This window comes from Ruminiclostridium cellobioparum DSM 1351 = ATCC 15832 (assembly GCF_000621505.1).
In the GTDB taxonomy this organism is placed as follows: domain Bacteria; phylum Bacillota; class Clostridia; order Acetivibrionales; family DSM-1351; genus Ruminiclostridium; species Ruminiclostridium cellobioparum.
The window spans coordinates 1-14,365 of sequence record NZ_JHYD01000065.1 but is presented as its reverse complement, the minus strand read 5'-3'; the positions used below and the strand labels follow the sequence as shown (position 1 = coordinate 14,365).

Below are 14,365 nucleotides of genomic sequence, written 5' to 3'. Positions count from 1 at the left end.
ATGTAGACTACATGGTTGATAGGTCAAGAGTGTAAGTGCAGTAATGTATTAAGCTGATTGATACTAATAGGTCGAGGGTTTGACCCAAAGAAACAGGTATTCAAGAGTAGATAGTCTTAAAAAATCTATGAGTTAGTTTCAAATCTTCTTATTACTTCGATACATTATTTAATTCTCAATGAGTAGATCTCAAAAGAATTAGTTAAAAAGTTAAAATCTGTAAATTTTCTGGTGGAAATGACGAGATGGATACACCCGTTCCCATACCGAACACGGCAGTTAAGCATCTCAGTGCTGATAATACTTGGCTGGCAACGGCCCGGGAAAGTAAGTCTCTGCCAGATTTATATGAAAGTCTTGAGGATAATACACTCAAGGCTTTCTTTGTCTGCAAAGAAAGCTGCACAAAAGAAATATGCCCCAAGACTTTGGGACTGCAAGAAGAAATGCTTGGGGTTTTGTTATGTTTGCAAAGAAATTTAGTTTGACAAAGGATGTACAAAACTATTTAAAATTAAACATATTTTATCAGTAATTAGTATAAATTTATCCATTTATTAAAAATAAAATTTAAAATATAATAATCCGGGTAGCAAAAAATATATCTGATATTATAAGGATATTTAATATTATACTAAACTCTGGAGGATTTACCATTTCAAATAATATAAAAGTATTAAGAAATATTGCCGGAAACTTTAAAATATTGCATTTATTTTCCTGGGCAGCTGTAGGGGCGTATAATCCATTTATAGTGGTCTATCTGATGAATAACAATATAAGTACCTCCAGGATAGGCGTAATATTGATGTTTAACTCCATTGCTACACTGGTGGGACAGCCTTTGTGGGGAATGATCAGCGATAAGATCAGATCCATAAAGAATGTTTATTTGCTCTGCCACAGCCTGGCGACAGCACTTATTGTTCTATTGCCGTTTGTAACAAATCAGTATATTATATTTATTCTGCTTCCGCTGATACAATTTTTTTACTGCAGTATGTCACCCCTGCTGGACAGCTGGACAATCCACAGCATAAAGAACAGTGGAAAGTCTTATGGCTCTTTCAGGTTATGGGGATCATTGGGATTCTCCATACTGGTGGTAATCAACGGAAAACTTATCACCATATCCTTTTTTAATATAATCTTTTTGGTATATGCAATTATCAGTATGATAAATCTCATCATGTGCGCTGCTTTATTTGAATATAAAAGGGATGATGAGAATGTACAGGCTAAACCTTTGACTCTCAAGGAACTAAACATCGGCAGGCTATTAAGGAATTTTCATTATACTGCATTTGTAATTTTATCATCAATAACTTTTATGACCATGACATCGGTGTATAGTTTTCTTGCAACCTTGATAAAACAGGTTGGAGGGGATGATAATCTATATGGAATTGCAAATGCGGTCAGCGCGTTTTCGGAGGTACCCATCCTGTTAATATCAAGTATGCTGGTGAGGAAATTCAAACCGCAGTATTTAATTCTGACAGGCATGTTTGTTTATTCAATACGTCTGTTTTTATATTCCATAGCTTCAGGTCCGGAAATAGCCATATTCTCCCAGTCCCTGAACGGACTTTCCTACGGCATGTTCCTGGCCGGAAGCATTTATTATATTGACTCACTTGCACCGGCAGAGCTGAAGGCTACGGCTCAGACGGTAGCAACTGCCATTTATGCCGGTTTGAGCGGTATAATCGGTAATGTGGTAGCGGGCAATATGATTTCCAGGTTTGGAATCCTCCAGGTATACCGCAGCGGATCAATAATTCAATTTTGCGTTTTTATTCTCTTCCTGATTTCATTATATTTAAGCAAAAGAATTACAAGCACAGATAAAACAGTAGAAGCCGGAATAAACTGAATACCGCTGAAAAAGCTGAATCCATTGGAAAAAGGCCGGTCTGAGCTGGGTTGAAGAAACCCCTCAGACATGGCCTTTAATATAAATTATTCAATTAAAAAGGATGCTATAACTCATGCCATCTGCTGCCTTCAGGATTGGGACAGTCCAGGTTTCTGCGAAGTGCCCGCATCTGAACAAAACAACCGCAGTACCTGCAGGTAGTTTCATAATAGAGGCCTGCACAGCTGCTGCAGCGCAAAAGACGTTTTTTGTAAAGTGCAGGGTCGGTGCGCAGGTCAGGGTCAATTGTCCCCGTATATTCATCCATATTTGCCCTGATCTCATCAAATGATTGATGAACGGTAGCTGAACAGCCTTTACAATTTTTTGACTCAGCCATATATGTGCCTCCGCATGCTATTTTGAAAGCTCCAGCTGAACAACGGACATCTTGGGAAGCTCCAGCTTCAGTCCGGACTGGGCAGCGGCACAGCCTTTAAAATCAACAGGTGTAAGAGCATTGGGATTTTCAAAGGTGTTGTGCTTATTCATGGTATCCGAAGTCAATATCCTGCACCTTACGGCCGATGGCTTGAAGTCTGGAAGGTCAAGCCTGATATCGGCAGTTTTATTGGGATTGAGATTGCAGATAGTAACATGTAATTTTTCAGATGCGTCTACGGAAGCAGATACATTGATCTGCGGGATTTTTTCTCCTCCAAACTCATAGTCCCCGCAGTCAACTATTGAATGAACAAGCTCAGCTTCCTGGTGAACCTTATACATGTCAAATACGTGGTAAGTGGGTGTGAGCAGCATCTTTCCTCCTTCAGTCAGGATCATTGCCTGAAGGACGTTCACAACCTGTGCTATTGCTGTCATCCGAACTCTATCACAGTGGTTGTTGAATATATTAAGATTTGTACCTGCCACAAGAGCATCACGGAGAGTGTTCTGCTGATATAAAAATCCCGGGTTTGTTCCTGGCTCAACCCGATGCCATGTACCCCATTCATCCACAACAAGAGCAACTTTCTTCTGTGGGTCATAAATATCCATTATTGCAGAATGCTTCGTGACCATTTCTTCCATCAGAAGAGTATGCTTCATAAGCTGAAACCAGCCTTTTTCGTCAAATTCCAAGGCCGACCCTTTATCTTCCCAGTGATCACCCTCAACCGTATAATAGTGCAGGCTGAGACCGTCCATCATATTGCCGGCTTCCTTCATCATGACTTCTGTCCAGTGATAGTCCCCGGAGTTTGGTCCGCAGGCAATTTTGAAGAGCTTGTTATCACCGTAGTTACGGCAATAGGTTTGATAGCGTCTATATTCATCCGCATAATATTCGGGTCTCATATTGCCGCCGCAGCCCCAGTTTTCATTCCCGACTCCGAAGAATTTAAGCTTCCAGGGCTTATCCCTTCCATTTTCCCTGCGCCATTTGGCCATAGGCGATTGACCGTCAAAGGTCATGTATTCTATCCATTCCGACATTTCCTGAACAGTTCCGCTCCCTACGTTACCGCATATATAAGGTTCACATTCCAGCATATCGCAAAGCATTAAAAACTCATGGGTACCAAAGTGATTATTTTCAACTACACCGCCCCAGTGGGTGTTGATCATATATTTACGTTTACTTTTGGGGCCGACACCGTCTTTCCAGTGGTATTCATCTGCAAAGCAGCCGCCGGGCCATCTGAGATTCGGTATGTTTATTTTTTTCAAGGCCTCAACCACATCATTTCTTATACCGTTTGTGTTTGGTATGGGGGAATCCTCACCTACCCAGAAGCCCTCGTATATACATCTTCCGAGGTGCTCTGAAAACTGCCCGTAAATGTGCTTGCTGATAACACCTTTTCTTTGACCGGTATAGATTTTAATTGAATTCATAATTACCTCCGCAATAAATTAATATTAACATTAATCACTTAATATAAATCTTAATTACATTGTATTAAAAATTATTATCAACGTCAATATCAACGGTCAATAATAAAATATTAATAATTGCTCTATTAAAGCGTTCCAAAATCTTTTTTAAGTCTTTGTTACAAACATTGATTTTAAAAATGGGAAAATATATAATAGAAGTCTGTTTGAAAAAACAGTAAAAATTCCAAAATATTTTTAATAGCGTGCATGGGTACCCCCGTCCTTTAAGGCCGGGGCACATTGGTATGTATGGGTAAGGTTGAACTTGAAACAAACCGGGTAATTTCTTTATTTATACAGTTGCCGGCAGCACGCAGAGGGAGGTAGATTATGTCAGCTGCAAACCATCCGGCCTACAGGGAAGAGCTTGAAAGGTGCAGGTATACTCTGGACTATGTTGAGAAAAGTCTGGAGCGAGCATTGGAGAAGAGAGCAAAAATAGGAAATGAACTGGAATACGTACAAAGACATATGAGTGGAGACAGCAGTGCCGATTATACCAGTATAATTGTAAATACCATGCTTCACGATACGCTGGCGCTGAAGGTAAGAAACCTGTATACCGCCAGAAACAAGCCTTATTTTGCCAGGGTCGACTTCAAGGAGTCGGGAACGGATAAAACCGAAAATCTTTATATAGGAAAAATGTCCCTTGCAAGAGATGAGGATCAGGAAATAATAATTGTGGATTGGCGTGCGCCAATAGCCAACCTTTATTATGAGGGAAGGCTGGGAGCTTCCAGCTATATCTGCCCCGATGGTACAATTGACGGGGACCTGCTGCTTAAAAGACAGTTTGCCATCAACAACGGCAAGCTGGAAGAGATATTTGACATAGATATAACTACCAATGATGAATTCCTGCAGACTTACCTGGGAGCAAATGCTGAAAACAGGCTCAAGGAAATAGTTTCAACAATACAGGAGGAACAGAACAGAATCGTACGGGCCCCCATGTGGAAACCGCTTATAGTCCAGGGGGTTGCGGGCAGCGGAAAAACCACAATAGCACTTCACAGAATAGCCTATCTGATTTACACTTTTGAAAAGACTTTTGAACCGGAAAACTTTATGATAATAGCACCAAACAGATTGTTTCTGAACTATATATCCGAAGTCCTGCCTGAACTTGGAGTTGAACGGGTAAAGCAGACCACTTTTGAGGAGTTCGCAATGGAGCTCATAGGGAAAAAATTCAAGCTCACCGACGCAAACGACAAGCTGAATATGTTTGTCAACCATAATGCCAAATCAGAGCAGGCCGCCTATAACGACAGGGTCAGAGAGGCGTCTGTACTGAAAACCTCAATGTATTTCAAAGAAATAATAGACAATTACATTCTTAAAATAGAGAAAGCCTTTATACCCGGACAGGATTTCATGCTGGGCACAAAGGTAATTTACACATATGATGAAATCAACAATCTCTTCCTGACCCAGTACGGTATGTGGCCAATTGCCCAGCGGATGAATGAAATTAAGAAGAGCCTGGCCTCAAGGCTTAAAATCAGCAAGCAGCAGTTTATAACACAGATTGAAGCCGAATGTGACAAAAAGGTTGCACTGGCCAGGCTGAAAATACCGGATGAGACAGAACGGCAGAAAGCAGTAATGGAAGCTTTTGAAAAGAGAGACCGTGTTATGGAAAAAATTGAAAAGGTATCAAAGACTCTGGTTAAGGAGTACGTGGAGAGCCTGCCCAAATTAAGCCCATATCAATACTATTGTGAACTGATGGAGGACAGCGGAACTTTTAACGAGCTGGCAGGCAGCTATGCAAGCGCAGAAGTATGTGAATTCACGAGGCAATATACTTTGGAAATACTGAAGAGCAAGCAGTTGGAGCTGGAGGATCTGGCCCCCATAATATATCTGAAATACAAGATTTACGGTATGGATGAGAAGGTACCGGTTAAGCATATTGTAATAGATGAAGCGCAGGATTTCAGCGCATTTCAGTTTTTTGTACTCAAGAAGATCGTAAAGGACAGTTCCTTCACCATACTGGGAGATTTGTGCCAGGGGATACACTCCTACAGAGGTGTACGGCAGTGGGAGGAAATTGTTGAAGAGGTTTTTGAGGGTAGAAAGTGTGAGTTTCTGACCCTGGAACAGAGCTACAGAACAACTGTCGAGATAATGGAAGCAGCAAATGCGGTGATGGGAAAGCTTGAGGGCCTTTCCATGTTCAGGGGTAAACCTGTTATAAGGCACGGTGAGCCGGTTGAATATATTTCTAAACCATCATTTAATGATGTTGCCGGGGATATATCGAAAAAAATAGAAGCTTATAAAAAACTTGGGCACAAAACAATAGCTGTAATCTGCAAGACTATGGAGGAGTGCCGGCAGATACTGCCTCTCTTGAAAAAGTCCCATAAGGATGTTGGTTTAATAACCGGAAATGAGAACGAATACAAAAGCGGGATAGTAATAGTGCCGTCTTATTTGTCAAAAGGACTTGAATTTGATGTTGTCCTTCTTTCCAATGCCAACCGGGAAAACTACCCTGAAAGTGAACTGGACACAAAGCTCCTGTATGTGGCAATGACCAGGCCTCTGCACAAGCTTTGCATTTACTATGTAGGGGATAAATCAGCGCTATTGGAATAATTCCCAAAAAAATGAAATTGCGTATATGCAATTTCATTTTTTGCTCTGGTATATGTTTTAATTTTGAGTACCATTGAAGGTAATCAGTGCATATTTCTGTTTAAGCCTCTTCGGTATTTTTGCTGCTGCGGGCTGCGATTTTAGCAGCTCTGGCCTCTTTCTTGGACATCTTTGGCGCTTTCTTGGCACTACCCTTATCACCCATACAAATTCTCCTTTCAAATAACAGTTTAACTTGTAGTAATCACATCATATGATTATTTCTATTATTTCCAATGATTTCTAACAAAATACACGGTTTAATATTTTTAATATGAACAAACTGTAAATTCAGTTAAAAAATGAGATGTACCTTCATACTTCTATTCCCTTTTCTTATATTTTATGGTATATTTGCACTTGATTATATTATGAAATAGCGACCTCGGAGAAAGGACAGTGATATACCAGAATGACAAAACGGATAACATGCATTATATTGTCGGCATTGATTGTCATGGGTGCAAGCGCCTGCGGCGATAATGATAAAAAAGAGACGGCTGCCAATGTTCTGGATATGAACAATGTATCCAACTACCAGGAACAGGACCTGGGCAGGGAATTGGGGCTTAAGAATGCCGGTATGAAAATAGGTCTGGATTCCGGGAACCGGCTGGTTTTAACGGAGCAGAGGGAAAAGGATATTTATAATGTCACTGCAGACACAAACGGTAAGAGAATTCAGGAATATAAATGTGATTATACGGATTTTAATTTTACCCTTGATTCACAGGACAACAGATATGTGGTCAGAGAAAAATATGGACAAATTAAAGAGGGCGACAAAAAAAGAGAAGTTGAAAGCTCGGTAGTTATATATAATTCAAAGGGAGAAAAACAAAAAAGTTTTGAACTGGGAAAAAGAACCTATACCGATGAGCAGGCAGGGATAACTGATATTGCCGTAGATACAAAAGGAAATGTATATTTGCTGGAGAGAAGGGAGAAGGTTGAGGTTTTAAGCCCTGACGGCAAAAAAATCAAAGACATTGAAGCAAAGAAAATCGACTTTATAGAAATCGATGACAAGGATAACCTGCTTATGGGATCTTCAAGCGGAGATTCCGGTAAATCGTCTGTTGAAATAATAAGTTTGGGTCAGGATAAGGGTAAACTTCTGACAGAACTGAGCGCCGGGCATTTTATGCACGAAATGAAGTATAGCCTGGTAAATAAGAAACTATATTTTTTAGCTGAAAAAGGTATTATAGCGTGCACACCTGAGGGAAAAACAGAAGGGTATGTGTTTGATCTCAAGCAGTCGTCACTTCTGGATTCAGGAACTTATACAAATGATTTTGTTTTCGATAAGGATAATAATATCTACATATTGGCTTTTAAGATGGACAATTCATCAGGAGAGAACAAGAGTGTCTCTTTGTTTTATAAATATTCTCCTTCCAAGGAACCCGGGAATGCGGCAGATCAGAAAACCCTCAGTATTTATACGAGGTATTCTGAAAAGTATCTGGAGTCGGCAATTGCCCAATTCCGGAAAAAGTACCCTGACGTAAAGGTAGATTTGAAGGATTTTTCGGCAGCTACCATTAGTTCAAGTGAAGATGGCCCCGGTGATGATGAAATAAACAGGGCTCAGAAGGCGGAAGAGGACTACCGGAAAATTGTAAGTACAGAGTTAATGGCCGGTAAAGGCCCGGATATTGTTGAGACTGAAGGTCTCCCCTATAGAAGATATATAGATAAGAATTGTTTGGAAAACCTTAGTGAAGTGATAAAAAACGATAAGAGCTTTGATATAAACAACTACAAGCAAAATATTCTGAATGCTTTCAAGTATAAGAATAATCTGTTTGTAATGCCTGTAAATTTCAGCTTTGCCTCCTTTGCTGCCAATAAAGGCATAATGGATAAGGAAGGAATCAGCATAGACAGTTCTAAATGGACATGGAAGGATTTCCTGTCATTAGCCCAAAAGATTACCAGGGATAACGACGGAGATGGAAAACCGGATCAGTATGCTATGGAAAAGATGTCACCGGAAGGCATATTCAGCATGGTTCTTCTGAGTGAATACAACAATTTTATTGATCTGGATAAAAAGTCCTGCAGTTTTGATTCAGGGGAATTTATTGACTTGCTGAATTTCACAAAAGGGTTTTCCGGTATGGGTGTTTGCAGTCCAAAGCTTGATATCTCTGAACTCTATAAAATGCTTGATCCGGGAACAATTGGATTTATGAGAAGCTATTTCGGTACTTATCAGGGGGTAATACAAACCCAGTGTCTGATGAACGGCGAAGTGGAATTTTATAATATGCCTTCATACAGTGCCCAAAAAACACCGAATATAATTTATGAGGGAAGGACATATGCCATTAACAACAACTCAAAGCTTAAGGCGGAAGCCTGGGAATTTATCAAGTTGCTTCTTTCAGATGAAATACAAGCCAGAGACGATATGTATCAATTCCCTGTAAGCATAAGTGCCCTTGAAAAGAAAGCCAAAAGTGAGATTGAACGGAACTATATGTATATGGCTTACAAGGACAAGGGACGTAAAGTCAGGGCATTGAATGAAGAGGATGTTAAAATGGTGAACAAAATGATAGATGAGTTGGAGCTACTGCCATACGTTGAAGAACAGGCTTCACAGATCGTATTGGAGGGCATAAAAGATTTCTTTTCAGGAAAGAAATCTGCCCAGGAAACAGCTAAATTGATTCAAAACAAGGTAAGTATATATCTAAATGAATAGTGAAAATTGCTTATTAATATTCCAGTTAAAAATTATGGCCCATTAAACCGGCACGCGAGTGCCGTATAATGGGCATAATTATTTTTTCTCAATAATTTTAATCAATATAGTAAATTACAGTTTGGTTTTGAGATAGGTTATAAAGTGCTGGGCTGTTCTGCCCGATAAACCGCCGTGGCGCATCTCCCATTTGTTGGCTTCAAGGAACAGCTCTTCCTCGGGAAGGGCTATGTTGTTTTTCCGGGCCAAAACTCTGACGATATTGTTAAACTCCTTTTTATTTGGCGAAATATAAAGTATGGACAGTCCAAAACGGGCAGCCAGTGACAATTTTTCCTGAACGGTATCATTTGTGTGGAGGTCATCGTCCCTGTCGTCCTTGTCACTCCATTTTTCCCTTATCAGGTGTCTCCTGTTGGACGTTGCGTAAAGGAGGACATTGCCCGGGTGCATTTCAAGGCCTCCTTCTATGATGGCCTTAAGATATTTATACTCTGTTTCATAATCTTCAAAGGACAGGTCATCCATATATATTATGAATTTGTAATTCCGGTTCCTTACCTGCTGGATTATTTCCTGCAAATAGCCGAACTGATGCTTGTACACTTCTATCATCCTGAGTCCCCGGGAGCTGTATTCATTGAGAATGGCCTTAATGCTTGAGGACTTGCCGGTACCGCTGTCACCGTACAGCAATACATTATTCGCCTTGTACCCGTTTATAAAATCCTCAGTGTTTTTAATGAGCTCCTTTTTTTGCAGTTCATAACCTACAAGGTCATCAAAATATATGTTACCGGTATTTGCAATGGGAACAATATCAGCCGACTGTCCGCAGAGACACACCTTGAAGGCTTTGTACATTGCGAATTTACCGACACCGTGCTGTCTGTAAAAATCGCTTGTATGCCTGCAGAAAACCTGCGGGTCACCGGAATGCCTGAGATTGTCGGTAAGTTCTCTGAAAGCCTGTATTATATCAGCATCCATCAGTGCTTTTGAGCTGTCCGGATTGCTGAAGTCCGAAACAAAACACAGACAATCCAACCCAAGTACCTTATCAATCAAAGTTAGATCAAAATCAAATAATTGCTTGAAAATTCTGAAGTCGTTTAATGCCAGCCGAGTAATGGTTCCCGTTGCGGAGCCGCCTATTTCAAGAGATCTGGAATAGGAATTCTCATTATTGACCAGCAAATAGGTCAGAAAACAGTGCCACAGATTGCCTTCAAATCCGCAGCGCATGCCAAACTCTATCAGCTCATTGGCACATGGATATATGATTTTTTTAATCTCTTCGTAGTTAATATTTTCATAGTCATTGATTATACCGGTAATATTATCAAATAAGTTCTGCTGCTCAAACTTGCGGTATAAAAATAATTCATTTGTGTCTACATACATATAATACTTCCTTTACAGGTACTTATTTCATGATAGCAGTTTTTCTTATTTTATAACATTTGAGCAGCAAGATGTCAATCATTTACCTGTTGTTATTTTGATATGCCTGAAAACACCTCCCGTGCTCCAATACTGTCCAGTGTAAAGCCATAGAGTGCATTTCTGTCTTCGTAGGCTACCTTCTGGTGTTGTAATATATCCAATATGTCAGTCCTGGTAAACTGGCTTCCGTCGGAATTCAAATCCCTTAAACGTACAATTTCGGGTGCAGCGGTATAGGACAGCCTGCCCAGATGGTATACATCCAGGGTTATCTTACCGGGGTTGCTGATGTAACGGTCAATATTATAGCGGGCTATTAATCTCTCGGTATTTGTGAGACTCAGAATACATACACATGTAACGACAGTGATGCCGATAAGCTTCATTACATCCATTTGGGGTTTGAAGCATTTAATAATCATCCAGACCAGGCATAGACCGATGAGGCACATGAGCCACAGTGTCAGGACGCGCTTGACACTTAATCCGTAAGCATCCACATATAAAAGCATTCTCTTTATGGCCGACACCAGTAATACACCATTGCACAAACAGAGGGAGACAGTGCAGAGTTTAACCCACGCAGGCAGTTTATCCTCCTTCTTTTTAGTCATAATCATAACAAAAAGTGCAATGGAAAATATGATGCCGGATGCGGCGGTAAGTTCAAAGAAGCCCCTCCTTGCATATTCGGCGTAGGTTAAATCCGATACGGTGATATTGACGGTCCCTCCGAAAAGGTAAACGAACTGGAAGCCCACAAAGGCAATCAATAAAATATTGATTATAGTAAGGAAAGTACCGATGACAAGTCCGTCAACAGAATTTCCTATTTTCCCGGCGGCTTTTTCCTCATGTTCCTCGTATTTAAGACCCAGCAGTGCGGCAGAAAGAAAGATTCCGCCGAAGAATCCCAGGAACAGGTCGGCAAATATGTTGCCGAAATCCACATCGATGAAGCTAATAACACTGTTGACAGCGTTTTCAAAAACTGCATCGGCACTCATGAACAGGCCCAGCAGAATTATAACAACAGGCAGTGAAATAGCCAGACCTATAAGTATAAGTGGTGCTTTACCGGAGCTATGTGTTTTTCTTCTTTTTTTCAGGAATTCCAGGGAGAAAAAGGGCATCCCAAGGTTCAGGAAGGAGTGTCCGATGACTTTTGACATTACCCTGCCCAGCATGTCATAAGAGAAAAGACTAGCTGCCGGATTGGTGCCCAGCATGACAAGCTGGATACATACGAGTCCGATTAAGGTAAGCCAGGTTATGAATTGGGTACTGGGATTGTAGTGCAGGAAAAAGCTGAAGGCCAGAAGAAACACGGGAATTGTCAGGTATAAGCCTGTTTTGTTAATGGGTTTTTCATTTTCACGGAAAAAATAAAACAGGCTGGAATAGAAAGCTATGGCGAATATTGGAACAGATATGCCGGCAGCCCCGAGAAAAATGGTCTCGGTGAAAAGGATGGCCAGTAGAATGCTTAGTATGGTAATGATAAAGCCCTTCGGGGATATTACTTTTGATTTGAAGGCCTGATATTCCGGTGTTTTGTCTCTTGGTATATAAGGTTTATAATTTGGAGGTATATTGTTAAACGGTTCTGGCAGAGGTTTTTTTTGATCTTCCATTGTCATACTCCTTTGCTTGATTTTTTTAAATTGAGTTACTAAAAAAGGGCATAATTCAAGACGGACTTGTAAATATTCTTTTTTAGAAAATTAATTTTAATGTTAAGTATTGTTTCCGGTTAATAAAAATTATGAAATTATTCAGTTTTCAGATTGTATCCGGATATCCTATTTTGCAGGTTCCTCCTCCGGAACATATTCCAGGATATCGGCAGGCTGGCAGTTGAGTGCCTTACATATTTCCTCAAGTGTGGAGAAGCGGATTGCCTTTGCCTTATTAGTCTTTAATATGGACAGGTTTGCAGTGGTGATTCCAATTTTTTCAGCCAGCTCGGTTGAGCTCATTTTCCGTTTAGCCAGCATTACATCAACATTTACTATGATAGGCATCTTTTTTCTCCTCTCTAGATTGTCAGATCATTTTCCTGCTTGTAGCTGACTGCCTGGTAAAATAGCCGGGCTATTATAAAAATACAGGCTGAAAGGAATAAAAAAGTCAACCCAACCAAAAGTACAAATGCGGAGGGAATAAAATAAATTGCGGCAAGGTAAGCGAAAGCTATGGGCAAACACCAGTAGGAGATGTATTTGATTCTGTTGGCCGTATCAAGGGTAAAAGGGTCTTTTTTATTTATGTTGCGAAGAATCTTTTTTGACTGACCTAAAATACAAAAGGCACAAATCCCCGATAAAAAAAGCAGTATCAGCATGGAATAATAAACATTGCCGGATACATAACTGTTTTTAAATAGCAGGTAGTTATTCAACGTCCAGGGAAGGGAGCCAACCAGTATTACACCCATAACCTGAAATACGGTACACATAACCTCAACAATATGACTCAGATTTTTTTGCCCGGGCAATTGCAGCTTCATATAAACCTCCAACAATGTGCAATATATTTATCCTTTAAGTGTAATATAACTCCATAATTATCGTTTGTCAATAAAAACATACCAATAAATAATAAAAAATAATTGAAATATGATTAATTTGCAAGCAAAACCCATTCTTGGCGGTGAATTGTAGTACCAGATTCCCATTTGCATTGCGAGAATCCCAATTTGAAAAGAAGTTTCTGATTTTGTAATCAAAAATCCCGTTTTGAAGCTGAAAATCTCGTTTTGTAAATTGGATTCCAGCTTCTATGTAATATTTTTAGGAAAATTGGCTATAATGACGTTGCTTAGACATAAAAAAGTGCATAAAGACCAGAGGTGAACTTACGGTCGATTTTTTTGTAATCGGAAAATCTACCCCTTATGTGTAATCTATTAACTTTACCTCGCTGGTGGCGTTAACTTTTTTATGTGTTATCTTTTGAGAAGTTTTGGTTTCAGTATGATGTCTTCAGCAGCTACTGGTGAACATCCAAACTGTTTTAGCAAATCTTCTCCATAGTAAAAGCTAAACGTCTGATAGGGACTCAGGTTGTTTAGCTTTTTCCTTTTGTAGGAATTTACATGATTCATTACCAACATGATGTCCGTTTGCGTAAGCCAATCAAATGATGTTCCTTTGGGAAGTACTCTTCGAATTAACTCGTGGTTTACTTCGATAGCACCTTTTTGGTGAGGACTGCTTGGGTCACAGTAAAATATTCGCGTTTGAAGAAGTCCGTCAGGACCATATTCAATGGCTTTTGGATTGGAAAATTCGCTCCCGTTATCCGTCAGAATTACCGGAAACAGCTTTTGGAAATTTTCCTTTCCGATGATTTTTCTGATATTACTGAAAATATCAATAACGGATTGAGAAGTATTTGCATCCCGTAAAAAAGCCAGCATAAAGGAGGTTTCAACAAAATGTATAGTTAATAAAACTTTACCACCCCTGCTTCCAATAACTGAATCCATCTGTACGGCAGAGATATCTGGATGTTTCTCAATGAATGTCTGAAAATCCTCATAGTTACGTCCAATCCGGCAACCTTTATCTACTTTGAATTCGGGCTTTTTATAGCGAGGACGGTACTTCACTTTACGAGGGAGATCAATGTTCCTTACATCAAAAAGGCAGGCATCAATATAGTTGTAAATTGTTTTTTCACTACACATAAGCTCATCCACATAAGTTGCATATATCTGATGGATGGATTGTCCCTTTCTAACAAGTGGA

At 39.9% G+C, this 14,365-nt stretch carries 10 protein-coding genes and 2 rRNA genes; 5 read left to right on the top strand and 7 right to left on the bottom strand.

What is annotated here, in order from left to right:
• From T344_RS0119015 to T344_RS0119000, 3 genes are all read left to right on the top strand, one after another.
• A 23S ribosomal RNA gene (locus tag T344_RS0119015) occupies positions 1–87 on the top strand; the annotation flags it as partial.
• A gap of 140 nt (positions 88–227) precedes the next feature.
• Positions 228–344, top strand: a 5S ribosomal RNA gene (rrf, locus tag T344_RS0119010).
• A 233-nt stretch (positions 345–577) separates the two neighbouring features.
• The gene (locus tag T344_RS0119000; RefSeq protein WP_084331278.1) at positions 578–1,876 is read left to right on the top strand and encodes an MFS transporter; all 1,299 of its coding nucleotides are present in this window, start codon (positions 578–580) and stop codon (positions 1,874–1,876) included.
• 106 nt (positions 1,877–1,982) lie between these two features.
• On the opposite strand, the gene T344_RS0118995 is transcribed toward T344_RS0119000, so the two are convergent.
• Both T344_RS0118995 and T344_RS0118990 read right to left on the bottom strand, forming a co-directional pair.
• Positions 1,983–2,258, bottom strand: a complete 276-nt coding sequence (locus tag T344_RS0118995; RefSeq protein WP_027630003.1) for a DUF6171 family protein — start codon at positions 2,256–2,258, stop codon at positions 1,983–1,985.
• Positions 2,259–2,275: 17 nt separating this feature from the next.
• Positions 2,276–3,757 (bottom strand): alpha-N-arabinofuranosidase, encoded by a 1,482-nt coding sequence (locus tag T344_RS0118990; protein WP_027630002.1) that lies wholly within the window; start codon positions 3,755–3,757, stop codon positions 2,276–2,278.
• A gap of 372 nt (positions 3,758–4,129) precedes the next feature.
• On the opposite strand from T344_RS0118990, the gene helD reads away from it, so the two are divergent.
• Positions 4,130–6,412 carry an RNA polymerase recycling motor HelD gene (gene helD, locus T344_RS0118985; protein WP_027630001.1) on the top strand — a complete coding sequence of 761 codons (2,283 nt, stop codon included), beginning with the start codon at positions 4,130–4,132 and terminating at the stop codon, positions 6,410–6,412.
• 451 nt (positions 6,413–6,863) lie between these two features.
• Positions 6,864–9,167, top strand: coding sequence for an extracellular solute-binding protein (locus tag T344_RS0118975; protein ID WP_027630000.1), 2,304 nt, complete (start codon positions 6,864–6,866; stop codon positions 9,165–9,167).
• A gap of 114 nt (positions 9,168–9,281) precedes the next feature.
• On the opposite strand, the gene T344_RS0118970 is transcribed toward T344_RS0118975, so the two are convergent.
• The 5 genes from T344_RS0118970 to T344_RS0118950 all read right to left on the bottom strand — a co-directional run.
• Positions 9,282–10,571, bottom strand: coding sequence for an ATP-binding protein (locus tag T344_RS0118970; protein WP_027629999.1), 1,290 nt, complete (start codon positions 10,569–10,571; stop codon positions 9,282–9,284).
• Positions 10,572–10,663: 92 nt separating this feature from the next.
• On the bottom strand, positions 10,664–12,247 hold the full coding sequence (locus T344_RS0118965) for a DUF4153 domain-containing protein (RefSeq protein WP_027629998.1): 1,584 nt from the start codon (positions 12,245–12,247) through the stop codon (positions 10,664–10,666).
• A 168-nt stretch (positions 12,248–12,415) separates the two neighbouring features.
• Positions 12,416–12,637: a helix-turn-helix domain-containing protein gene (locus tag T344_RS0118960; RefSeq protein ID WP_004626442.1), complete on the bottom strand. Its 222-nt coding sequence runs from the start codon at positions 12,635–12,637 to the stop codon at positions 12,416–12,418.
• A 14-nt stretch (positions 12,638–12,651) separates the two neighbouring features.
• On the bottom strand, positions 12,652–13,122 hold the full coding sequence (locus T344_RS0118955) for a DUF2975 domain-containing protein (protein ID WP_004626451.1): 471 nt from the start codon (positions 13,120–13,122) through the stop codon (positions 12,652–12,654).
• A 438-nt stretch (positions 13,123–13,560) separates the two neighbouring features.
• Positions 13,561–14,365 (bottom strand): IS30 family transposase (locus tag T344_RS0118950; RefSeq protein WP_027629997.1); only part of this gene is annotated, 805 nt, incomplete at its 5' end.